Raw genomic sequence first — 21903 nt, 5'->3', positions numbered from 1 at the left:
GAGCTGAACCGTCTGGTGGCTGTGTACTCGGCGCGGACCGGCGCACCCCACGGTCAGATCCACGCTCAGCTGCGTCGTGCGGTGCCCGGTCCGGCATCGGCGGCGGCGGATCTGGACGTGCTCGGGCGGCGGCGGGACCACCTGATGGAGCTGCTCGGCGGCGGAAATTAGGGGACAACTGCCGCGATTGGTGCGCGGGGGTGACGACGATCTCACGCGAATCGATACCGGGAATCGCGCCGGGGTATCAACTCGTTGACTCCGATGACGATGTAAGAGGTGTTGCGAGTTCGTTTCGCCTCAGGGTGTCGCCACCGTGTCCGGTCACCAGATGGTTATCTGGATGCGGGACAATAGAACGTGCAGCGACGCGAGCCGTCGCCACACGAACGAGAGAAGGTGTTGACGTGACCACAACAGTCGCCGCGAGTCCGATCACCGCCACCGACCGGTGCGACCGGTGCGGTGCGCAGGCTTACGTCCGCGCAACCATGGAGTCCGGCTTCGACCTTCTGCTCTGCGCCCACCACTTCCGCGAGAACGAATCGCGCCTGCGCGAGATCGCCGTGTCGATCCACGACGAGTCCGACCGGCTCGCCGCAGTGCCGGCCACCGCGGCAGCAGAGGAGCGCTGAGCAGCAGCGCGCAGCGAACTCGCGAAAGACCCCGCCCGAACCGGGCGGGGTCTTCGCATTTCCCGGGCCGGTCAGGCGGCTCGTCGCCGCGGACGGCGAAATGCCCGGCGGCGCGCCCGGCGCAGACTTTCGTGGATCCAGGTCATGCCGGTGAGATAGGCGGCGCCGAGGGCGAGGAACGCCAGCACCACGTCGACACTCAACTGGCCCTGTTGCTTCCAGTACACGTCGTTGAGGTTCAGCAGCAGCGCGTACTCGTCGAGGATGAGCGCGAGGGCGATGCCGTAGCCGATGCCCAGCCACTCCCAGCCGCGATGCGGCTTGCCGAAGATGGCGATCGCACTGGTGATTCCGAGCAGGATCAGCCCGAAGAGGTAGTGGTGCACGTGGTGTCCGGCGATGCTGATCGCCGCGCCCTTGCCGCTGTCCTTGCCGTGGATCGTGATGAGCCGGGTGACCGCCCACGTGACGAGGAACGCGAGCCACGCGAGGAACGCGGCCTGCCGCGGGTCGGACAGCGAGTGCCACACGTCGAGCAGCGAACTGTCGTCGTCGTGCCGCTTGTCCGCGTGCGTTCGATCACGTTCGTCAGGCATGAGGAGCACGCTAACTCCCCAGCGCGACTGCTGCGGCTCTACGGTGCTCCCCATGGCACAACAGGAGACGCGGCCGGCCCTGACCGTTGAGCGGTGGGAGCATGGCACGGAGTGGCCGCTGGTCGGCGTCGCAGTCGTGTTCCTCGTCGCGTACGCGTGGCCGATCCTGGATCCGCACATCACGTCGGGCTGGCATCACGCATGCCACATCGCCGACTACGCCACCTGGGTCGTGTTCGCCGTCGACTACGCGATGCGGCTCGTGCTCGCTACGCAACGACCGCGGTACTTCTTCCGCCACCTGCCCGATCTGGCGGTGGTGGTCCTGCCGGTCCTGCGGCCGTTGCGGCTGCTGCGGCTCGTGCTGTTCCTGCGCGTCCTCAACCGTCGGGCCACGAACTCGCTGCGCGGCCGGGTCGCGCTCTACGTCGGGGGCGCCACGGCCATCCTCATCTTCTGCGCGGCGCTGGCCGTGCTCGACGCCGAGCGCGGCAAGGCCGGGGCGAACATCGAGGGCTTCGGCGACGCCCTGTGGTGGGCGGCGACGACGGTGTCGACGGTCGGTTACGGCGACCACTTCCCGGTCACCGCCGAGGGACGGTGGGTGGCCGTCGGACTGATGATCGGCGGGGTGGCGCTCATCGGTGTCGTCACGGGGTCGTTCGCGACCTGGCTGGTCGACCGGGTGCGCGCCAGCGACGAGGCTGCGCAGGCCGCAACCCGGCGCGACGTGCACGAACTCACCGAACAGCTCGCGCACCTGACCAAGCGGCTCGAGGAGCACGGGCTGGTCTGAGCCCGCACCTCGCTGTGCGCGTGAGGTCAGCGGGTGCGGCGACGCCGCCGGCCCACGACGAACCAGGCTGCTGTTCCGGACACGACCACCACCGCACGCAGCACGACGTAGCCGCCGATGCGCACGTGCAGGCGACCCGCGTCCGCGCCGATCCGGAGCAGCTCGCCCGAACGACTCGAGACGGCGAGGGTCAGGCCGGCGTCGGCAAGCTGCCTCGGGCCGGTGCGCCCAGGATGCAGGCCCGCGGTCCTGCCCAGCGACGCCGCAGAGGCGAACAGCTGCACAGGATGGTCGACGACCACGTCGATCCGCTGACCGTGCCCGCGGATCTGTGCCTCGGCGCCGTCCACCTGCAGACGCAGATCCGCCTCGACCGTCAACTGGCCGGGGCGAGCGGTCATTGCCGGGAAGCGCCCTCTGCCGTCGTGATGCGCAGCGAGCCGTTCAGCTTCCACGTCGCGCGGGGGGAGTCCGCGCCGGTCTCGCGCGGGACCTCGACGGTCATGTCGACGAACTCGTAGTTGATCGCGGCGCCCTTACCCGTCAGGTAGGCCCACATCTCCTTACCGAGGTCGGCGAAGCTGGTGCTTTCATGCGCCTTGACATTGCGGTCGCCGGTGTCTGCGGTGTTGGTCATTGGCGTGTCCTTCGGTCGGGGGATGTGGGTGCCGGCAGGGCACTTGTTCGGTACCCGCACTCGAACCGCGGCTGACACGTCGGCGTCGGGGGCACCGCCGACGTGTCCGGTCGGCGGTGATGCGACGCATGTCGGACCCACCCGTCAGGCTCGGGGAATGGCAGGTGCGAGCAACGAGACGCAACGAGTCCGGTACGTCAACGCCAATTGGTCACCCGGCAGCAGCGGCGACGCCGGCTTCGACGTCCTGGTCGTCACCGAGGACGGGGAGCGCACGTCGTTGCCGGTGCCGGCCGACGAGATGACGGCGCTGGTCGCACTGACCCAGGCTGCGGGTGTGCTGCTGTGGGATCCGGTCAACCGAGCGCTGATCTGCGCCAACCTCGTGGGCGAATGGATCAAGCCGTCCTGGTCGGCCGGCGACGACCGCGCCTAGGGCTGCATGCGGACCATGGACGAGCCGGGATCAGCGGCCGAGTACGGGGAGGGGCTGCGTGGAGCCGCGGCCACGGGACCAGGGGTTGAGGGGTGGCTGGCCTGCCGCGTCTCGACGAGTTCCTCGCCCCCACCCATCGGCAGCGACGCAACAGTCCTGAGCGTTCGACGCGCGACGTCAGTCGAGGTAGTCGCGCAAGACCTGGGAACGGGACGGGTGGCGCAGCTTGGACATCGTCTTCGACTCGATCTGGCGGATCCGCTCGCGCGTGACGCCGTAGACCTGGCCGATCTCGTCGAGGGTGCGCGGCTGGCCGTCGGTGAGCCCGAACCGGAGCTTGACGACGCCGGCCTCGCGCTCGGACAGCGTCTGCAGCACGGACTGGAGTTGGTCCTGCAGCAGCGTGAACGACACCGCGTCCACGGCGACGACGGCCTCGGAGTCCTCGATGAAGTCACCGAGTTGGCTGTCACCCTCGTCGCCGATCGTCTGGTCGAGAGAGATCGGCTCGCGCGCGTACTGCTGGATCTCTAGCACCTTGTCCGGCGTGATGTCCATTTCCTTCGCGAGCTCTTCGGGCGTCGGCTCGCGGCCGAGGTCCTGGAGCAGCTCACGCTGGATGCGGCCGAGCTTGTTGATGACCTCGACCATGTGCACCGGGATGCGGATCGTGCGGGCCTGGTCGGCCATCGCGCGGGTGATCGCCTGCCGGATCCACCAGGTGGCGTAGGTCGAGAACTTGTAACCCTTGGTGTAGTCGAACTTCTCGACCGCGCGGATCAGCCCGAGGTTGCCCTCCTGGATGAGGTCCAGGAACGCCATGCCGCGGCCGGTGTAGCGCTTGGCCAACGACACGACGAGGCGCAGGTTGGCCTCGAGCAGATGGTTCTTGGCACGCTCGCCGTCGCGCACGATCCAGCGCAGGTCGCGGCGCATCTGCAGCGCCAGCTTCTCGCTGACCTCTTCGGCCTGGCGCAGGCGCTCCGCGGAGTACAGCCCCGCCTCGATCCGCTTGGCGAGATCGACCTCCTCCTCGGCGTTGAGCAGGGCGACCTTGCCGATCTGCTTGAGGTAGGCGCGCACCGAGTCGGCCGAGGCGGTCATCTCGGCGTCCTTGCGCGCCTGGCGCAGCGCCTCGGACTCTTCTTCCTCGTCCCAGCTGAACTCGGACTCCTCGTCGCCCTTCGCGTCGCCGTCGGCTGCGACGTCGGGCACCGGGCTGCCGTCGGCCGGGACGGCGATCGCTGCGCCGTCGGCCAGGGCGGCCTCGCCCGGCACCGCGTTCTCGGCGGTGTCGGCGTCTGCCGTGGTGGTCTTGGCGGCGGCAGTCTTGGCCGCGCTCTTGCGGGCCGTCTTCGCGGCTGTCTTGGCCGGTGCGTTCTTCGCCGGTGCCTTGGCGGCCTTGGCCGGGGTGCGGGTCGCCGTCTTCGCGGGCGGGTCGACCGTCGCCGTCGCCGAGCGCCGACTCGTGCCGGCCGCGGACACACCGCGCGCAGCGGGATCGGCTGCGTCGTCGTCGACGGTTCCGACAGGGGTTCGCTTGCTCGAAGCCACAAAAGACCTTTCACCACGTAAGCGTTCGACGAAGGGCGAACGCTGCGTCCGCACCTCGACGGGTGCAGCTGGCCGGTGGGGTCTCAGGCAGTCTGTTTTCCGCTCAGATGCGAGCCCAGATCGTGCGCAGTTCCCTGAGCATGCAGTGTACTGCGGCGTGCGCGGTTCGCCACCGCACGTGCGGTCGCGCTGGGTGTGCGCGGCGGGGGAGTCACCCCGGGCTCACTCGCCGAGAGCCTCGACGGCCGCCATCGCCGCGCCGACGATGCCGGCCTCGTTCAGCAACTGCGCGGGCACCACCTTCGTGTTCAGCTCGAGCAACGGCACCCACTTCTCCGAGGCCTTGCTGACCCCGCCCCCGACCACGAACAGGTCCGGAGTGAACAGCCGCTCGACGTGCTGCATGTAGTGGTTCACGCGTTGCGCCCACTTGCGGTAGGACATGCCGTGCTCGTCGCGTACCGACGCCGCGGCGCGCCGCTCGGCGTCGTGCCCGTCGAGTTCGAGATGGCCGAGTTCGGTGTTGGGCACGAGCACGCCGTTCATCAGCAGTGCGCTGCCGATGCCGGTGCCGAACGTCAGCATGAGGACGACGCCCGGAACGTCCTTCGCCGCGCCGAACCGCGCTTCGGCGAGGCCGGCGGCGTCGGCGTCGTTGAGGACCACGACCTCACTGCCGGACCCGACGGCGGCGCTGAACGTCTTGTCGACGTCGTTGCCCACCCACGCGGGGGCGACATTCGCCGCCGACCGGGCGATGCCGTGCTTGATCACGGCCGGGAACGTGGCGCCGATCTCGCCGGTCCACCCGGCGTCGGAGACGAGCGTCGCGACCACTTCGGCGACGGCCTCCGGGGTCGCCGGGTGCGGGGTGGCGATGCGTTTGCGTTCGGTGACCAACGAGCCGTCGGTGGTGTCCACGACCGCGCCCTTGATCCCGGTCCCGCCGATGTCCACGCCGAAAGCCCGACCGGGGGTCTCCTTCGAAACCATCCTTGCTCCTCGTTCCCACCGGATGCAGACGCCGGCTGGACGAGACCTTATCCCGCACCGCGGCGCCGACGTGCTGCGATGTAGGGGTGGACGTGAACCCGCAGACCCCGATCCCGTCGGACGCCGAACTCGAGGCGATGTGCGTCGAACTCGCGACCGGAGCAGCGCGCCTCGTCGCCGACGCCCGCGCCGGTCAGGACGGCATCACGGTGGACTCGAAGAGCACCGCCACCGACCTCGTCACCGATGTCGACCGGCGCAGCGAAGCGTGGCTGCTCGAGCAGCTGACCCGACTGCGTCCCGCGGACGCAGTGCTCGCCGAGGAGGGCGCTTCGCACGACGGCACGTCCGGTGTGCGATGGGTGCTCGACCCCATCGACGGCACCGTCAACTTCGTGCTCGGCCTGCCGCTGTACGCCGTGTCGGTCGCTGTCGAGGTCGACGGCGACGTGGCCGCCGGCGCGGTGTGCAATCCGGCGTCCGGTGAGCTGTTCCAGGCCAGCCGCAGCGGACCGGCGCGACTCGACGGCGCGCAGCTGGGTGCGCGCCGCTCGGTGCCGCTGGCGCGAGCGGTGATCGGCACCGGCTTCGCCTACGACCCGGCGATGCGCGAGCGTCAGATGCGCGTCGCGGCGCCGCTGCTGCCGCGCGTCGGTGATCTACGCCGGCTCGGGTCGGCGGCGCTGGACCTGTGCTTCGTCGCCGCCGGGCGTCTCGACGGGTACTTCGAGGTCGGCCTCAATCCGTGGGACTACGCGGCCGGCGGCCTGATCGCGCGCCGGGCCGGCTGCGTGACCAGCGGGCTGCGCGGCGCGGCACCGGGATCGCGCATGTACGCGGCCGCGCCCGCCGACCTCGCGCCGGAGCTTTTCGGTGTGCTCGAGGCGCTCGCCGCGGACCGGGTCAGCAGCTCGCCGTCGGCCGGGCCGGCGTCACCGTCGACAGACCCGCCTTCTTGAGTGCGGCAGTGACCGCGGCGTTGCTCGCCACCCCGCGGTACGCCTTGCCGAGCGAGACCACGACGGTGGCGTTCTTGCTCGTCGTCTGCACGGGGGTGGATCCGGGAAGGTAGTAGCCGAGCAGCGTGGCGCCCTGGCGGCCTGCCGGCCCGAAACGCAGCTGCGCCGTCGTCTTGATCTTGTTCAGATAGTGCGTGTCGTTGCCGGCCTGGGCCGGGGCCTTGAAGCCGTCGGTGACCAGCGCGGTGCGGGCACCGCCGGCGATGCCGTGCCTGGTGGTCGAGTTCAGGATCTGGACGGTCACCGATGCCGGGGCAGGCAGCACGCGCGCGGCCGGGGTCGCCGATGCGGACGCGGACGGGCAGGCGCTCTTCGCGGACGGATGCGTCGTGTCGCCGCTGCTGCGGTTGAGCACCCGCCACCACACCAGAGCGGTGAGCAGCAGCAGTGCGACCAACGACAGCAGAGCCGGCAACGGACGTCGTTGAACCGTGCTCGGCATCAGCGGCGACCTCCTGTCGGGCTACCAGCGCCAGCGGAGCAAGAGAGTAGTCCGCACATCGGGAATGACACGCCGATCCCTGTCGTTAGCGCGAAAGGTTCACGCGGTACCGTTCCGCCGCCACCCCGGACGACACGGCAAAGACCGGCCGTGCGAGCGGGCACAAAACTTGATCGGCGGACGTTGGCACCGCAGCGCGGACCGGTTGGCTCGAAAACGACGAGAAAGACCGTGGCAACGCCACAGAGGAGTGACAGCAGATGGCTACAGATTACGACGCCCCCCGCCGTGGTGACGTCGAGGAGATGAACGAGGACTCGATCGAGGAACTGAAGGCGCGCCGGGCCGAGGCGCAGTCCGGATCGATCGACGTCGACGAGACCGAATTGGCCGAATCGCTCGAACTGCCCGGTGCAGACCTGTCCGGTGTGTCCGGTGAGGAATTGACTGTGCGCGTGCTGCCGAAGCAGAGCGACGAATTCACCTGTGCGTCCTGTTTCCTGGTGCACCACCGCAGCCGGCTCGCCCGCGAACGCAAGGGCCAGCCCATCTGCCGCGACTGCGCCTAGAGCGATGCCCTGAGGCCGGCGCCGCCGTCCACCACCAGCGTCTGGCCGGTGATCCAGGCGGCGTCAGCCGAAGCCAGGAAGGCGGCGGCTGCGGCGATGTCCTCGGGCACGCCCAGCCGCTTCAACGGGTAGCCGCCGGCCACGCCCTCCTCGTCCCCGGCGTAGAGCGCCTCGGCGAACTTGGTCTTGATCACTGCAGGAGCGATGGCATTGACCCGCACCTGCGGCGCGAGTTCCGCGGCCAGTTGAACCGTCAGCCCGATGAGGGCGGCCTTGCTGACGCCGTAGTAAGCGATCCCCGGCGCGGGCGAGATGCCCGCCACCGACGCCATGTTGATCACGGCGCCCGGCCGCTCCCGACCCAGCCCGGCCGCCAGCGCGTGCCGCGTCCACGCCAGCGCGGACAACACGTTCACGTCCATGATCTTGCGGGCGGCGGCGTCCTCGATGTCGACGATCGGTCCGTACGCCGGGTTGATGCCGGTGTTGTTGACCAGCACGTCCAGTCCGCCGAACTCGCGCACCGCGGTGTCGACCGCTGCGCGCTGGTGATCGGCGTCGTCGGCGCGCCCGGCCACCGAGATCACCGAGTCGCCGGCGTCCAGCTCGCGCAGCGCAGCCTCCAGACCCTCCGGCTTCCGGGCCGTGATCACCACACGCGCGCCCTCGGCGACCAGTCGGGCCGCCACCCCGAGCCCGATGCCGCGGCTGGCGCCGGTGATGAGAGCGACCTGACCGTCGAAGCGTGAGCCGTGCTGCGTTTGCGCCATGCCCGGAATCTAGCGTGGCGTCCCGGCGCACCCGTCAGCGCGCCGAACGCACCGCCGCGACCAGCCGGTCCGGATGCCGCGAGCTCACCAGCCAGTAGGGCGTGGGGTCCTCCTCGTCGTCGATCCACAGTTGCACGCCGGGCCCGATCCACGGTCGCACCGAGACGAACGCGGCCGGGTCACCCTCACGGCCGACGATGCGCCGCAGGGTCTGCTGGTCGAGCGCGATCTCACCGGTCACGTAGCCGAGCGGCAGATGCGCGCCGCGGACGCGCAGCTCGTGATCGCGCACCTCGAGATGGCTGCGCCCGAGCCACCAGACGATGATCAGCGCGAGCGGCGGCATCGAGCACCACGGGATCCAGTCGGTGAGGCGCACGCCGGGAATATGGAACTCGGCTGCCAGCAGGGCGGCGACCGCGAGCGCGACGACGTACCACCACCAGGGGGTGCGCAGCGTCTCGCGATAGACGGCGCCGTGGGGGCTGTCGGTGCCGGCGCTCACGGCGTCGAGGGTAGCCTCAGCGCCCGTGACGATCGGACCGGCGAGCGCCGATGACGGTGCCGCACCGGGCGTTCGCATCCTCGTCCGGCGCAGCGATGCGTCGCTGCCGTTGCCGACGTATGCACTGCCCGGGGACGCCGGCGCGGACATCGTGGCCGCGCACGACGTCGTGCTCGCACCCGGCGAGCGCGCAGTGCTGCCGACGGGTCTGTCCGTCGCCCTGCCCGAGGGGTACGCGGCATTCGTTCACCCGCGTTCCGGGCTGGCAGCCCGAGCAGGACTGGGGCTGGTCAACGCCCCGGGCACTATCGACGCCGGGTACCGCGGCGAGATCAAGCTGATCGTCATCAACCACGATTCGGCGCAGGAGCTGACGTTGCGGCGTGGCGAGCGGGTAGCACAGCTTGTGGTGCAGCGGGTCGAACGGGCGTGCTTCGTCGAGGTCGATGCGCTGCCCGAGTCCGAACGCGGCTCCGGCGGGCACGGGTCGACCGGCGGAGCGGGCGCGCTCGCAAACGCCACCGACTCGGCGACCGGAGTCGCCCCCACGCAAGGAGGTGCTCGGTAGTGCCGGGCAGACGCAGGCAGAGGCGCAGCGAGCAGGGCAAGATCGACGCCACCCCGCCGTGGGAGACCCGTGTGCGCGAGACACCGGTTGTCACCGAAGGGCCGTTCGACGAACGCGACGCGCCCGACGACGACGTGGAGCGCGTCGATCTCGGCGCCCTGCGAGTGCCGGTGTACGAGGGGTTCGACGTGCGCGTCGACGTCGACGAGAACCGTCAGGTGGTGTCCGCGACCCTCGCGACCGAGGACGGCACCATGCAGCTCGGCGTGTTTGCGGCGCCTCGTAACGAGGGCATCTGGGACGAGGTCCGGGCGGAGATTGCGCAGTCACTGAACGAACAGCGCCGCTCGTCGGCAAGCGAGCAGGACGGCGCCTTCGGCACCGAGCTGCACGGCGCCATCCCGGCCGAGGGCGGCCGCGAAACGATCCCGGTCCGCTTCGTCGGCGTGGACGGTCCGCGCTGGTTCCTGCGCGCGATGTTCGCCGGGGCGGTGGCCCGCGACGCCGCGCACGCGCAGCTGCTCGAGCGTGCGTTGCGCGGAGTGATCGTCGTACGCGGCGCGGATCCGCTGCCTGCGCGCGACCCGGTGCCGCTGAAGCTGCCCGAGGGCATCGAACTGCCCGACGCCCCACAGGCCTGAGCCGACCGGCGCAATCGCGTCGGTAGGCCTTACTCTGTGCTCATGGGCAACCGTCCGTCCCTGCTGCAGCGGCTGACCGCCAGCGCGCAGCGCCTCGACGCCGTCGACCTGCAGGACGACGTCGAGGAGCGGTGCTGCGCGCGGATGGCCGACGTGCGCCACGGCAAGGACGTCGAGGTCGTCGGCCGGCTGCGCTCGGTCGTCTACACGCCCAACGAGAACGTGCCCACGCTCGAGGCGGAGCTGTTCGACGGCTCGGACACCCTCACGCTCGTCTGGCTCGGCCGGCGGCGCATCGCCGGGATCGAGCCCGGGCGCAAGATCGCGGCGCGCGGGCGCGTCGGACTGCACGACGGCCGGTTGGCCATCTACAACCCGTGGTACGAGTTGGTCTCGCACAAGGCATGACCGAGCCGCCGTCGCGCGCCGAGTCGATGCGCGAGAACTACCGCCGGCAGCTGATCGACGGCATCGGCGGCTGGACCGGTGCGCTGATCACCGCGATCCCGACGACGGTGTTCGTCATCGTCAACGTCACCGCCGGTCTGCGCCCTGCGGTGATCGCGGCCGTGGCGAGCGCGTTGGTGCTCACGGCCTACCGCTTCCTGCGCAAGCAGTCGGTGCAGCAGGCATTGTCCGGGCTGCTCGGTGTCGCCGTCGGCGCATTCATCGCTGCGCGCACCGGCCAGGCGCGCGGTTACTTCCTGCTCGGCATCTGGACGAGCTTTGCCTATGCGGTGCCGTTCGCGGTGTCGTTGGTCGTGCGCCGACCGCTCGTCGGCGTGTTGTGGGAGTTCCTGGACCCGACGCCGGACCGCCGTGGCGACGACGCGCCGCGCTGGCACCGGCGTCGGCCGCTGCTTGTCGCCTACTCGTGGGCGACGCTCGCGGCGACCGTCGTCTTCCTCGCGCGCGGCATCGTGCAGCTGGCCCTGTACGGGGAGAACAGCACCGGCTGGCTGGCGTTCGCCCGCATCGCGATGGGCTACCCGTTGTTCGTGCTCGCCGCGGGCGTCAGCTTCCTGGTCATCCGCCGTGCCCGGCACCGGTTGCAGCCGGCCGCCGACTGAGCTGCCGCGGTCAGGACGTCATGATCGACTGCCGCAGCGCGTCCTCGCTGTCCGGCAGGGCGATGAACAGCAGCTCGTCGCCGGCCTCCAGCGGCTCCTCCGGCGACGGGGTGATCACCCGCCGGCCGCGCACGATCGCGACGAGTGACGCGTCCTTGGGCAACTCGAGGTCGCGCACGGCCCGGCCCACGCAGCGCGCGTCGTCGGGCAGCGTCATCTCGAGCAGGTTCGCCTGACCCTCCCGGATGCCGAACAGCCGGACGACGTCACCGACCTCCACCGCCTCCTCCACGAGCGCGGCGAGCACCCGCGGGGTGGACACAGCCGTGTCGACCCCCCACGACTCGGTGAACAGCCACTCGTTCGCAGGGTGATTGATCCGTGCGACCACCCGACGCACCGCGTACTCGGTCTTGGCGAGCAGTGAGAGCACGAGGTTGACCTTGTCGTCGCCGGTCGCGCCGACGACGACGTCGCAGTCGGCAAGCTGCGCGGCCTCCAGGTTCGCGACCTCGCAGGCATCGCCCAGCAGCCAGCGGGCGCCGCGGATGCGGTCCGGGTCTACCTTGGCCGGGTCCTTGTCGATCAGCAGCACCTCGTGGTTCTTGCTGACCAGCTCGCGGGCGATGGACCGACCGACCGCGCCGGCACCGGCGATGGCGACTCTCACGCGTGACCTCCGGTGGGCGGGTTCTGCGCCGTTTCGCGCAGCGCCGGGCGCTGGTCGTCGACGCTCAGCACGTGCAGCACGTCGCCGGACTGGATGAGTGTGCCCGAGGTGGCGAGCTGGCCCTTGCCGAAGCGCGTGACGATGGCGGCGCGGGTGCCGCTGGCGCTCTCGAAGTCCGCCAGCGGCCGGCCGACCCAGCCCTCGTTCGGCACGACCGCGATGACCGCGACCTCGCCGGACGGGTCGCGCCAGGCCTCGGCCGTCGTCTCGCCGAGCACGGCCTTGAGCAGCCGCGACGACGTCCACGGCACGGTCGCCACGGTGGGAATGCCGAGCCGCTCGTACACCTCGGCGCGCTTCGGGTCGTAGATGCGGGCGACCACGCGGCGCACACCGAACGTCTCGCGGGCGACGCGCGCCGCGATGATGTTGGAGTTGTCGCCGCTGCTGACCGCGGCGAACGCTGCGGCCTCCTCGATCCCGGCTTCGACGAGCGTGTCACGGTCGAAGCCCACGCCCGCGACCTTCCGGCCGGTGAAATCGTCCCCCAGGCGGCGGAACGCGAGCGGCTGCTGGTCGATGACGGCCAGCGTGTTGTCGGTCGTCGCGAGCTGCAGGGCGAGCGCCGCGCCGACGCGCCCGCACCCCATGATGACGATGTGCACGGTGCGAGCTTGGCACGGCGCCGACCGCGCCTGCACGCAGGCTCTCCGAGCCGCCGTATCCTCACGCTTCGTGGGCGTGTACACGCGAGTGCTCAAGCGGCTGATCATCGGCCGGCCGATGAGTTCCGCCACCGCGTCCGAGGCGGTGCTCAACAAGCGTCTCGCGCTGCCGATCTTCGCCAGCGACGCGCTCTCGAGTGTCGCGTACGCCACGCAGGAGATCCTGCTGGTGCTGACGCTGGGCGGCACCGCGTTCCTCTACCTCGCGCCGTGGGTCGCCGGTGCCGTTGTCGTCCTCATGACGGCAGTCGTGCTGTCGTACCGCCAGCTGGTGCGCGCGTACCCGACCGGCGGCGGTGACTACGAGGTCGCGTCCAAGAACATCGGCCGGTCCGCAGGTGTGGTCGTGGCGTCGGCGTTACTCGTCGACTACGTGATGACGGTCGCCGTCTCGGTGTCCTCCGGCGTCGACAACATCATCTCCGCCGCGCCGTCGCTGCATAACTACCGCGTGCTGATGGCGCTGTGTTTCATCGTGCTGCTCGCGGCGGTCAACCTGCGCGGGTTGCGCGAGGCGGGCACCGCGTTCGCGGCGCCCACGTACTTGTTCGCCGCCGGCGTGTTCATCATGATCGGCACCGGATTGTTCCGGACCATCGTCGGCGACGCGCCGGTGTCCGAGAGCGCGAAGTACCACGTGGCGGCGCAGCACGGATACGGCTCGTTGAGTGTGCTGGCCCTGACGTTCTTCACGCTGCGCGCGTTCTCGTCGGGCTGCACCGCGCTGACCGGTGTCGAGGCCATCGCCAACGGGGTGCCGGCGTTCAAGCCGCCGAAGGACCGCAACGCGCAGAAGACGCTGGTGGCGATGGGCGTGATCGCCGTCACGATGTTCGTCGGGCTCACCGCGCTCGCGCTGATCAGCAAGGTGCACATCACCGACCCGACGACCAACAGCTGCGGATTCACCAATCTAGCCAAGAGTGTGTGTCATTCCCGCGAGCAGCGCACGGTGATCGCGCAGGTCGCGAGCGCCGTGTTCGGCGGCCCGCACTCGGTCGGGTTCTTCTTCGTGCAGGCCACGACGGCGCTGATCCTGGTCCTCGCCGCGAACACCGCGTTCAACGGTTTCCCGTTGCTCGGCTCCATCCTCGCCCGCGACCGGAACCTGCCCGCGCAGCTGAACAACCGCGGCGACCGGCTCGCGTACAGCAACGGCGTGGTGATGCTCGCGATCGTCGCCGGCGTGCTGATCTGGATCTACGACGCGAACGTGACGCGACTGATCCAGCTCTACATCATCGGTGTGTTCACGTCGTTCACGCTCGGGCAGAGCGGGATGGTGCGGCACTGGAACCGCGTGATCCGCGGCGAGCGGGACTCCCGTGAGCGCGGACGCATCCGCCGCTCCCGCATGATCAACGCGTTCGGTGCGAGCCTCGCCGGCGTGGTCCTGGTGATCGTCGTCGTCACGAAGTTCACCAAGGGCGCGTACCTGGTGTTGATCGCCATGCCGATCCTCTACGCGATCATGCGCGGCATCAACAAGCACTACGGACGAGTGGCCCGCGAGCTCGCCACCGAGGACACCGGACTGGTGCTGCCGGCGCGCAACCACGTCGTCGTGCTGGTGTCCAAGGTGCACAAGCCCACGCTGCGTGCGCTCGCCTACGCCCGCGCCACGCGGCCCGACACGTTGACGGCGCTGACCGTCAGCGTCAACGACGAGGACACCCGCTCGCTGCAGGCCGAGTGGGACCGACACGACCTGCCGGTGCAGCTGACCGTGCTCGAGTCGCCGTACCGCGAGGTGACCCGACCCATCCTCGACTATCTGAAGGAACTGCGCGTCGACCGGCCGCGCGACATCGTCAACGTCTTCATCCCGGAGTACGTGGTCGGCCGCTGGTGGGAGCAGCTGCTGCACAACCAGTCCGCGCTTCGGCTCAAGGGGCGGCTGCTGTTCGAGCCGGGGGTGATGGTCACCAGCGTGCCGTGGCAACTGGACTCGACGACCGGCGTCACCGACCAGCCCGTACCCCTCGACGGCCCGCACATCCCGAAGTCCGAGGCGTCACCCGTGCACGTCGTCGAAGAGGCACGACTGCCCCGTGTCTGAGCCGGGCGCACCGCTCGTCGGCACCGTGCTGGAGCTCGACGTCGGGGCGGTCGCGCAGGGCGGCTCGTGCGTCGCCCGGCACGGCGGTCGCGTCGTCTTCGTCCGCCACGCGCTACCCGGTGAGCGGGTGCGGGCGGTGGTGACCGAGGACCGGCGGGCGTCGTTCCTGCGCGCGGACGCCGTGGAGATCCTGCACGCCTCTGCGGACCGAGTGCGCCCGCCGTGCCCGTACGCGGGGCCCGGCCGGTGCGGCGGCTGCGACTGGCAGCACGCCACGGCCGACGCGCAGCGCCGATTCAAGGCCGCGGTGATCCGCGACCAGTTCGCCCGCCTCGGCGGCATCGACCTCGGCGACCTGCTGCGTGAGGTCGAACCGCTGCCCGGCGGGCTGCTGGGCTGGCGCACCCGCGTCGCCTATGCGGTCGACGCCGACGGCCGGCCCGGGCTGCGCCGGCACGCCTCGCACGACGTCGAGCACGTCGACGCCTGCCTGCTCGGGGTCGCGGGAGTCGGCGATTCACCCGTACTCGCCGGGTCGTGGCCGGGGTGCAACGGCGTCGAGGTGGTCCGTGGCGACGACGGCGCCCTCACCGAGCTGACACACCGGCCGGCCGTCCCGAAGCGGCATCGCGGCAGGCGCGCCCACGGGCGCCGGGCGCCGGACCGGGTCGCGGTGCACGCCGGCCCGTTGCGGGTGCGCCACGACGTCGGCAGCCGCCGGTTCGAGGTGTCGGCTGCCGGGTTCTGGCAGGTGCATCCCGCCGCGGCGGCGATCTACACGCACGCGGTGATCGACGCATTGGCCACCGCCGGCCCGCTGGCCGGGGCAAAGGTGCTCGAGCTCTACGCCGGCGCCGGCGCGCTGACCGCCGCCCTCGCCGAGGCCGTCGGCGCGGGCGGACTGGTCACCGGCGTCGAGCTGGACCCCGGCGCGGTCGAGGACGCGGCCGCGAACCTGGCCGACCTGCCCCAGGCCACCGTGCGGCAGGGCAAGGTGAGCGCGGCGGCTGTGGCCGAGCTCGGCGCCGGCGACGGCGTCGACCTCGTGGTGCTCGACCCGCCACGCACCGGTGCCGGCCCGCACGTGATGGCCGCGCTCGCCGCCCTGCGCCCGCGGGCAATGGCCTACCTGTCGTGTGACGCGGGCACCCTGGCGCGCGACGTCGCCGCGGCCCGCGAGGCCGGCTGGAACCTGACCGCGTTGCGCGCCTTCGACGCCTTCCCGATGACGGCGCACGTCGAGTGCCTGGCCCTGCTGCGCCCGGGGGGCGCGGCGGCCGAGTCGTCGGACACCGCAGACCTCGCGTCGTAGCATCAACCGCGTGACACGCGTCCTGAGCCAGGTCGAGACGCCCGCGGATCTGCGCGATCTGGGATCCGCCGACCTCGCAGCCCTGGCGACCGAGATCCGTGACCTGCTCATCGACACCGCGACGCGCACCGGTCAGGGGCACCTGGGCCCGAACCTCGGCGTCGTCGAGCTGACCATCGCGCTGCATCGCGTCTTCGACTCGCCGCGCGAACCGATCCTGTTCGACGTCGGGCACCAGGCGTACGTGCACAAGATCCTGACCGGCCGGGCGGAGCAGATGCCCACGATGCGCCAGGACGGCGGACTGTCCGGCTATCCCAGTCGCGCTGAGAGCGAGCACGACTGGATCGAGAACTCGCACGCCTCGACGGCCCTGTCCTATGCCGACGGCATCGCCAAGGCCTACGCGGTGCGCGGCGAGCGGCGCACCGTCGTCGCCGTGGTCGGCGACGGCGCGCTGACCGGCGGCATGTGCTGGGAGGCGCTGAACAACATCGCCGCGGCCGGCCGCCCGGTGATCGTCGTCGTCAACGACAACGGCCGGTCGTACTCGCCGACCGTCGGCGGCTTCGCCGAGCAGCTCGCCACGCTGCGCCTCAAGCCCGGCTACGAACGCACCCTGGGCCAGATCCGCGAGATGCTCGAGCGCACTCCGGTGGTCGGCCAGCCGATCTACGACGCGCTGCACGGCGTCAAGCGCGGCATCAAGGACATGCTGGCGCCGCAGGGCATGTTCGAGGATCTCGGCCTCAAGTACGTCGGACCGGTCGACGGTCACGATGTCGCCGCGATGGAGACCGCGTTCGCCAAGGCCCGCGGCTTCGACGCGCCGGTGATCGTGCACTGCGTGACCCGCAAGGGTTACGGCTACGCCCCGGCGGAGAACGACGAGGCCGACCAGTTGCACCAGTGGCGTCCGGTCGATCCGGTGACCGGCCGGGTCAAACCGACCACCGGACGCAGCTGGACCAAGGCCTACGGTGAGGAGCTCGTGCGCATCGGCGAGCGCCGCGACGACGTCGTCGCGATCACCGCCGCGATGTGCGACCCGGTCGGCATGGGGGAGTTCGCGCAGCGCTTCCCGGAGCGGTTCTACGACGTCGGTATCGCCGAGCAGCACGCCATGACATCGGCGGCGGGGCTGGCGTCGGCCGGCATGCATCCCGTCGTGTCGCTGTACGCCACATTCCTGAACCGGGCGTTCGACCAGCTGCTGATGGACGTCGCGCTGCACCGGCTGCCGGTCACGATCGTCCTCGACCGCGCCGGCATCACCGGGCAGGACGGCCCCAGCCACAACGGCATGTGGGACCTCGCGTTGCTCGGCGTCGTCCCCGGCCTGCGCATGGCGGTGCCGCGTGACGAGGAATCGCTGCGCGAGCTGCTCAACGAGGCTGTGGGTGTCGCCGACGGCCCGACGGTGCTGCGATTCCCGAAGATGCCCGTCGGTGACTCGGTGCCCGCACTTCGCCGGCTGGGGCACTACGACGTGCTTGCCGAACCAGCCGTCGATGCGCCCGTCGATGTGCTGGTCGTCGCGGTCGGGGCCCTGGCCGCCGAGGTGCTGCAGGCCGCGGAAGGCATCGGCCGGGCCGGCTACTCCGTCCGCGTCGTCGCGCCGCGCTGGGTGAACCCCGTCGACCCGGCTGTGGTGGAGCTCGCCCGGGCCGCATCGCTGGTCGTCACCGTGGAGGACGGCGTCGTGCGCGGGGGAGTCGGGGCGAGAATTTCGCAGACACTTCGCGAGGCGGAGTGCGATGTTCCCGCACGAGACATCGGCATACCGGTACGGTTCCTCGAACACGGCAGCATCGCGAGCGTGCGAGCCGCCGCTGGACTGAGCGTGCAGGACATCGCGCGGCGGATCGTCGAGTGGGCCGCCACGGTGTTGTCCCGGTCCGCGGCCGAGCCCGCGGACGAGCCTGCCGGCACCAGCGGCAGCACCGACGCAACATAGGGCAGGGCACATGACGAGACGGGGAGGCTGAGGATGCGCATCCTCGTGGTCGAGGACGAAGTGCAGCTCGCCGAGGCAGTGGCTCGGGGCCTGCGCCGGGAGGGCATGGCCGTCGATGTCGCCACGGACGGCGACGAAGGGTATCGAAAGGCCGCCCTCACTCGTTATGACGTCGTAGTGCTCGACCGTGACCTGCCTGGCATGTCCGGCGACGAGATCTGTCGCCGGCTCACCGATGAGGGGGTGCTGACCCGCGTGATGATGCTGACCGCGAGCGGCACCGTCGAGGACAAGGTCACCGGTCTGGCGATCGGTGCCGACGACTACCTCGCCAAGCCGTTCGCCTTTGCCGAGCTCGTGGCGCGGGTCCGCGCGCTGGGCCGGCGCACCACTCCGGCAGCGCCGCCGGTATTGAACGCAGGAGACATCGAGCTCGACTCGGCGAAACGCACCGTCACCCGCCACGGCGAGCTCGTCGATCTCACGCGCAAGGAGTTCGGTGTTCTCGAGACCCTGCTCATGGCACAGGGTGCCGTGGTGAGCAGTGAGGAGCTGCTCGACCGCGTGTGGGACGAGAACGCCGATCCGTTCACCACCACCGTCCGAGTGACGATGATGACGTTGCGGCGCAAGCTGGGGGAGCCGGCCATCATCGACACCGTGGTCGGCTCCGGATACCGGATCGACCCGGGCCTGCTCGGCGGCAGTGAGGGAGCCGGGACAGGTTCGTGAGGTTCTTCCGCCCGACGCTGCGCGTGCGCATGGCGTTGCTCTACGGCGGATTGGTGCTGCTCGTCGGCGTCTCGTTGCTGTTCACCTGCGTCATCCTGCTCGACCGAGCAATCGGGCGGCTGCCGCTGTACAACAGCCACAACACGGTCACCGTGACCATGCCGAACGGCGTACAGCAGGTGGTGAACCCACAGCAGCAGGCGACGCAGGCCAGGTCCAACGCGACGAATTACCTGCTGTCCACCGGACTGCTCTACTTCGGCATCATCGTGATCATCGGCACGACCGGTGGTTATCTGCTGGCCAAGCAGGCGCTGCGCCCGATCGCCAAACTGACCCAGACGGCGCGGGCGCTGTCCACCGAGACGCTGGACCAACGCATCAACCTCGGCGGCCCGGACGACGAGCTGCGCGAGCTCGCGGACACCTTCGACGCCATGCTCGCCCGCCTCGACGCCGCGTTCGACAGTCAACGATTGTTCGTCGCGAACGCGAGCCATGAGCTGCGCACGCCGCTCTCGGTGATCCGCACCGAGCTCGAGGTCACGCTCAGCGATCCGGACGCCGATCCGGACGAGCTGCGCCGCATGGGTGACGTCGTCGCGTCCGCGACCGAACGCGCACAGCGACTGGTGACGTCGCTGCTGACGCTCGCCCGGCTGCAGGCCGTGGGCGGCGGCGAGCTCGAGGTCACCGAGCCCGTCGATCTCGCCTGGCTGGTGCCCGGGGCGGTGCACGCGGTGACGGCCGAGGCCGAGGAGAAAGGCGTGCGGATCGAGACCGAGAACGAGTCCGCGGCGACCCTCGGCGATCCGCGCCTGCTCGAGCGCCTGATCGGCAACCTGGTCGAGAACGCGATCCGGCACAACGTGCCGGGCGGCTGGCTGCGGGTCACCACCGGGCACACCGACGACAAGGTGTGGGTGCACGTCGCCAACGGCGGCACCGTGATCAACGGCGACGTCAACGCATTGTTCGAACCGTTCCGCCGCGGTGGCCGGCTGCGCACCGCGACCCGCGGCGCCGGCCTGGGGCTGGCCATCGTGCGGCTGATCGTCGACGCGCACAAGGGCAAGCTGCAGGCCGCGGCGCCGCCGTTCGGCGGCCTGACCGTGCGCGTCGAGCTGCCGCGCGACCACGTCGCGGAGGCCGCGCTCGCCGGCGAGGAGCACGCCCAGGCGATCGCCTGACGCTCATCTCCCACGCCTTCCCACCCGAGATGGTCGTTCGGCTCGTCGTCTGCGCGACCATCTCAGGTGGGAAGCGCGACTGTCAGGGCAGGTAGTACATCGGGTTCGGCAACTTGTAGTCCTTGTCGGCGTAGCCGCCAGACAGGTCGCTGTACTGGTCGCCGAAGTTCGCGACGATGTCGTAGCCCTGCGACTCGATGTAGCGGCGCGTCAGCGACTTGTACTGGATCGTCGTGCAGGACGGCGCGCACGACGCCAGCCACGGCTTCGTCTGGTCCTTGAGGTAGACCTGGCTGTCCACCACGGGGTAGCCGACCTTGGTGAGGTTGCCGTCGGTGGCCGCGCGCTGCGTCTCCGGCCGTCCGGTCAGGAAGAAGATCTTGTATCCCTTGGCCTGCGCCTTCGCGACGAGGTCGGGCATGCCGAACACGGCAGGGAAGGCCTCGCCATTGACGAAGGTGGCGTTCGAGGCCGGGTTGTAGACGAAGTTGCTGAAGATCTCGTAGTTGTAGGTGTTCAACGACGTGTCGTCGACGTCGAGCAGGATCGCCTTGGTGCCCTTGGCGTGCTGGTGCCGCGCCCGCTGAGCGAGGTAGTGCTGGGCGTTCGCCTCGATGCCGTGCATTTCCGCGGCGTATGCGCTGGTCGGCGACGGCAGGTGCTGCGGAGTGCCGTCCGGGTTCGTGCCGGACACCGTGTCGCCGTAGTAGGCCTTGATCGCGGTCTTGACCTGGTCGATGTTTTGGATCTGGTCGGCGCGCGTCGGGTTGGCCGGCGGCGGCGGGACGGCGCGGCCGCCACGTCCGTGATTCGCCTGCGCCGAGCCCGGGACGAGCAGCGCCAGCGCGGCGAGCGTCGCCAGGACGGCGAGGAGAGCGGTCAGCGTGGCGCGCGGGCGGCGCACCGTCGGGACGTTTCGGTTCATAGCGGTGCCTCTCGGGCGAATGCGGACGGACTGCACCACACCCTTGCGCACCGTCGCGGTCGCGCCAACCCCCGGCTGCGCCCGTCTTCCCACCCGGGATGGTCGCTCGCCGGCCTCGATTAACGACCATCTCGGGTGGGAAGGCGAGGTTGGGCTGCGGCGGCTGGGTGGGAGTTGCGGTCGGCACCGGCGTCTTCGTCAGCGCTTGAGCTTCTTCGTCGTCTTCTTGCCCTTGGCCTGTTTGTCGTTCGACTTCTTGTCCTTCGTGGACCTCTTCGCCGACTTGATGGCCTTTCGTGCGCCGGCCGCGGCAGCCTTCTTGTCGTTGCTCTTCCTCGCCGCTTTGTCGTTGCTCTTCTTGTTCTTGCCGGCCTTGACGGGCGGCGCGGCGTCGGCTGACGTCTCGACGGAGGCGACGTCTGCGACGTCTGCGACGTCTGCGACGTCTGCGACGTCCGGCGCCGATATCTCGATCTCCGTGACCTCGACCGTGTGGTTGCCGAGCCAGCCGTTCGCCGTGACCAGTTGCTCGCGGCGCAACCGGAACTGGTGCCGACGGCCGAGCACGGTGCGTTCGATGAGGCCCGCCCGCTCCAGCACCTGCACGTGCTTCGAGGCGGCCGCGAGCGACACGGGCATCGGCGCGGCGAGTTCGCTGACCGACAACTCGCCGGTCGCGAGCTGGGTCAGGATGTCGCGGCGCAACGGGTGGGCCAGTGCGCTGAAGATCACGTCAAGTCCGTTGTCATGCTCGGTCATGAGGTTGACCATAGGGACTGCGCACTCGTTGCGAAACCGACCCGTTGTGCGACCGACGGTCAGGTTGCGCTGTTCGCGTTCGCGGCGTCGTCGAGCGCCGCGGCCAGCGCAGCGGCGGTCAGCTCGATCTGCCACCGGCGTGCGCCGAGGTCGGCCAGCCGGTCGGCCACCGCTCCCGCCCGGCCGGGCCCGCTGACGTCCGGTGGCTGCCAGGACAGTCGGCGCACGACGTCGGACGCGAGCAGGTTCTGCGCCAGCACGGTGTGCTGCTCGGCGACCTGCGCGACGGCGGCACGCGCGGCAGCGAGCCAGGGGATGCGCCGGCATCGAGCGGCGCATCGGT

General features: G+C 70.3%; 26 protein-coding genes and 1 pseudogene. 14 read left to right on the top strand and 13 right to left on the bottom strand.

Annotation, left to right across the window (positions count from 1 at the left end; all coding sequences use genetic code 11):
• The first annotated feature begins 407 nt into the window (after positions 1 to 407).
• Entirely contained in the window at positions 408 to 635 is a 228-nt protein-coding gene (locus ACFFCN_RS09250; RefSeq protein ID WP_375490929.1) for a hypothetical protein, read from the top strand.
• 71 nt (positions 636 to 706) lie between these two features.
• Here ACFFCN_RS09250 and ACFFCN_RS09245 read toward each other — a convergent pair whose 3' ends face one another.
• Entirely contained in the window at positions 707 to 1231 is a 525-nt protein-coding gene (locus ACFFCN_RS09245) for a hypothetical protein (protein WP_375490927.1), read from the bottom strand.
• Positions 1232 to 1283: 52 nt separating this feature from the next.
• On the opposite strand from ACFFCN_RS09245, the gene ACFFCN_RS09240 reads away from it, so the two are divergent.
• Positions 1284 to 2027: a potassium channel family protein gene (locus ACFFCN_RS09240; protein WP_375490925.1), complete on the top strand. Its 744-nt coding sequence runs from the start codon at positions 1284 to 1286 to the stop codon at positions 2025 to 2027.
• Positions 2028 to 2053: 26 nt separating this feature from the next.
• Here the strand turns inward: ACFFCN_RS09240 and ACFFCN_RS09235 are convergent, their stop codons facing one another.
• Together ACFFCN_RS09235 and ACFFCN_RS09230 are read right to left on the bottom strand one after the other, a co-directional pair.
• On the bottom strand, positions 2054 to 2428 hold the full coding sequence (locus ACFFCN_RS09235; RefSeq protein ID WP_375490923.1) for a hypothetical protein: 375 nt from the start codon (positions 2426 to 2428) through the stop codon (positions 2054 to 2056).
• Complete coding sequence (locus tag ACFFCN_RS09230) at positions 2425 to 2664, bottom strand: hypothetical protein (RefSeq protein WP_375490921.1); 240 nt, start codon at positions 2662 to 2664, stop codon at positions 2425 to 2427. The genes ACFFCN_RS09235 and ACFFCN_RS09230 overlap by 4 nt, the downstream gene beginning before the upstream one ends.
• A 157-nt stretch (positions 2665 to 2821) precedes the next feature.
• On the opposite strand from ACFFCN_RS09230, the gene ACFFCN_RS09225 reads away from it, so the two are divergent.
• On the top strand, positions 2822 to 3100 hold the full coding sequence (locus ACFFCN_RS09225) for a hypothetical protein (protein WP_375490919.1): 279 nt from the start codon (positions 2822 to 2824) through the stop codon (positions 3098 to 3100).
• 177 nt (positions 3101 to 3277) lie between these two features.
• Here ACFFCN_RS09225 and ACFFCN_RS09220 read toward each other — a convergent pair whose 3' ends face one another.
• Entirely contained in the window at positions 3278 to 4654 is a 1377-nt protein-coding gene (locus ACFFCN_RS09220) for an RNA polymerase sigma factor (protein ID WP_375490917.1), read from the bottom strand.
• Positions 4655 to 4876: 222 nt separating this feature from the next.
• Positions 4877 to 5647, bottom strand: coding sequence for a polyphosphate--glucose phosphotransferase (gene ppgK, locus ACFFCN_RS09215; protein WP_375490915.1), 771 nt, complete (start codon positions 5645 to 5647; stop codon positions 4877 to 4879).
• 92 nt (positions 5648 to 5739) lie between these two features.
• Here ppgK and ACFFCN_RS09210 point away from each other — a divergent pair, with 92 nt between their 5' ends.
• Positions 5740 to 6606 carry an inositol monophosphatase family protein gene (locus ACFFCN_RS09210; protein WP_375490913.1) on the top strand — a complete coding sequence of 289 codons (867 nt, stop codon included), beginning with the start codon at positions 5740 to 5742 and terminating at the stop codon, positions 6604 to 6606.
• Here ACFFCN_RS09210 and ACFFCN_RS09205 read toward each other — a convergent pair.
• Positions 6551 to 7081 carry a LytR C-terminal domain-containing protein gene (locus tag ACFFCN_RS09205; RefSeq protein ID WP_375490911.1) on the bottom strand — a complete coding sequence of 177 codons (531 nt, stop codon included), beginning with the start codon at positions 7079 to 7081 and terminating at the stop codon, positions 6551 to 6553. The genes ACFFCN_RS09210 and ACFFCN_RS09205 overlap by 56 nt on opposite strands.
• A gap of 287 nt (positions 7082 to 7368) precedes the next feature.
• Here ACFFCN_RS09205 and ACFFCN_RS09200 point away from each other — a divergent pair, with 287 nt between their 5' ends.
• The gene (locus tag ACFFCN_RS09200) at positions 7369 to 7677 is read left to right on the top strand and encodes a DUF4193 domain-containing protein (RefSeq protein WP_375490909.1); all 309 of its coding nucleotides are present in this window, start codon (positions 7369 to 7371) and stop codon (positions 7675 to 7677) included.
• Here ACFFCN_RS09200 and ACFFCN_RS09195 read toward each other — a convergent pair.
• Positions 7674 to 8447: an SDR family oxidoreductase gene (locus ACFFCN_RS09195; protein WP_375490907.1), complete on the bottom strand. Its 774-nt coding sequence runs from the start codon at positions 8445 to 8447 to the stop codon at positions 7674 to 7676. The two genes, ACFFCN_RS09200 and ACFFCN_RS09195, sit on opposite strands and share 4 nt — an antisense overlap.
• Before the next feature lie 34 nt (positions 8448 to 8481).
• Positions 8482 to 8952, bottom strand: coding sequence for a DUF3093 domain-containing protein (locus ACFFCN_RS09190; RefSeq protein ID WP_375490906.1), 471 nt, complete (start codon positions 8950 to 8952; stop codon positions 8482 to 8484).
• A 25-nt stretch (positions 8953 to 8977) separates the two neighbouring features.
• Between ACFFCN_RS09190 and dut the strand changes: the two genes are divergently transcribed.
• From dut to ACFFCN_RS09170, 4 genes are read left to right on the top strand one after another with little or no spacing between them, the layout of a single operon-like run.
• On the top strand, positions 8978 to 9520 hold the full coding sequence (gene dut / locus ACFFCN_RS09185; RefSeq protein WP_375490904.1) for a dUTP diphosphatase: 543 nt from the start codon (positions 8978 to 8980) through the stop codon (positions 9518 to 9520).
• Complete coding sequence (locus tag ACFFCN_RS09180) at positions 9520 to 10161, top strand: DUF3710 domain-containing protein (RefSeq protein WP_375490902.1); 642 nt, start codon at positions 9520 to 9522, stop codon at positions 10159 to 10161. Before dut ends, ACFFCN_RS09180 begins: the two co-directional genes overlap by 1 nt.
• Positions 10162 to 10203: 42 nt before the next feature.
• The gene (locus ACFFCN_RS09175) at positions 10204 to 10569 is read left to right on the top strand and encodes an OB-fold nucleic acid binding domain-containing protein (protein ID WP_375490900.1); all 366 of its coding nucleotides are present in this window, start codon (positions 10204 to 10206) and stop codon (positions 10567 to 10569) included.
• The gene (locus ACFFCN_RS09170; RefSeq protein WP_375490899.1) at positions 10566 to 11231 is read left to right on the top strand and encodes a DUF3159 domain-containing protein; all 666 of its coding nucleotides are present in this window, start codon (positions 10566 to 10568) and stop codon (positions 11229 to 11231) included. The genes ACFFCN_RS09175 and ACFFCN_RS09170 overlap by 4 nt, the downstream gene beginning before the upstream one ends.
• Before the next feature lie 10 nt (positions 11232 to 11241).
• Here the strand turns inward: ACFFCN_RS09170 and ACFFCN_RS09165 are convergent, their stop codons facing one another.
• Positions 11242 to 11901 carry a potassium channel family protein gene (locus ACFFCN_RS09165; RefSeq protein WP_375490898.1) on the bottom strand — a complete coding sequence of 220 codons (660 nt, stop codon included), beginning with the start codon at positions 11899 to 11901 and terminating at the stop codon, positions 11242 to 11244.
• Complete coding sequence (locus tag ACFFCN_RS09160) at positions 11898 to 12566, bottom strand: potassium channel family protein (protein WP_375490896.1); 669 nt, start codon at positions 12564 to 12566, stop codon at positions 11898 to 11900. Before ACFFCN_RS09160 ends, ACFFCN_RS09165 begins: the two co-directional genes overlap by 4 nt.
• Positions 12567 to 12636: 70 nt before the next feature.
• Here ACFFCN_RS09160 and ACFFCN_RS09155 point away from each other — a divergent pair, with 70 nt between their 5' ends.
• Genes ACFFCN_RS09155 through ACFFCN_RS09135 form a run of 5 tightly spaced genes read left to right on the top strand, consistent with a single transcriptional unit; the run spans position 12637 to position 19876 of the window.
• Entirely contained in the window at positions 12637 to 14685 is a 2049-nt protein-coding gene (locus ACFFCN_RS09155) for an APC family permease (RefSeq protein ID WP_375490894.1), read from the top strand.
• Positions 14678 to 15997, top strand: coding sequence for a class I SAM-dependent RNA methyltransferase (locus ACFFCN_RS09150; RefSeq protein ID WP_375490892.1), 1320 nt, complete (start codon positions 14678 to 14680; stop codon positions 15995 to 15997). Before ACFFCN_RS09155 ends, ACFFCN_RS09150 begins: the two co-directional genes overlap by 8 nt.
• A gap of 10 nt (positions 15998 to 16007) precedes the next feature.
• Positions 16008 to 17954: a 1-deoxy-D-xylulose-5-phosphate synthase gene (gene dxs, locus ACFFCN_RS09145; RefSeq protein WP_375490890.1), complete on the top strand. Its 1947-nt coding sequence runs from the start codon at positions 16008 to 16010 to the stop codon at positions 17952 to 17954.
• 33 nt (positions 17955 to 17987) lie between these two features.
• Entirely contained in the window at positions 17988 to 18686 is a 699-nt protein-coding gene (locus tag ACFFCN_RS09140) for a response regulator transcription factor (protein WP_375490888.1), read from the top strand.
• Entirely contained in the window at positions 18683 to 19876 is a 1194-nt protein-coding gene (locus ACFFCN_RS09135) for a sensor histidine kinase (RefSeq protein WP_375490886.1), read from the top strand. Before ACFFCN_RS09140 ends, ACFFCN_RS09135 begins: the two co-directional genes overlap by 4 nt.
• Before the next feature lie 82 nt (positions 19877 to 19958).
• Here the strand turns inward: ACFFCN_RS09135 and ACFFCN_RS09130 are convergent, their stop codons facing one another.
• The 3 genes and pseudogenes from ACFFCN_RS09130 to ACFFCN_RS09120 all read right to left on the bottom strand — a co-directional run.
• Positions 19959 to 20801, bottom strand: coding sequence for an HAD family acid phosphatase (locus tag ACFFCN_RS09130; protein WP_375490884.1), 843 nt, complete (start codon positions 20799 to 20801; stop codon positions 19959 to 19961).
• Positions 20802 to 20999: 198 nt separating this feature from the next.
• Entirely contained in the window at positions 21000 to 21560 is a 561-nt protein-coding gene (locus tag ACFFCN_RS09125; protein WP_375490882.1) for an ArsR/SmtB family transcription factor, read from the bottom strand.
• Between the two features lie 59 nt (positions 21561 to 21619).
• Positions 21620 to 21903 (bottom strand): annotated as a pseudogene (locus ACFFCN_RS09120) (hypothetical protein); the annotation flags it as partial.

The sequence above is a fragment of the uncultured Jatrophihabitans sp. genome (assembly GCF_964246335.1).
GTDB lineage: Bacteria > Actinomycetota > Actinomycetes > Mycobacteriales > Jatrophihabitantaceae > Jatrophihabitans.
The sequence above is the reverse complement of the archived record's forward strand: the minus strand, read 5'-3'. Positions and strand labels throughout refer to the sequence as shown.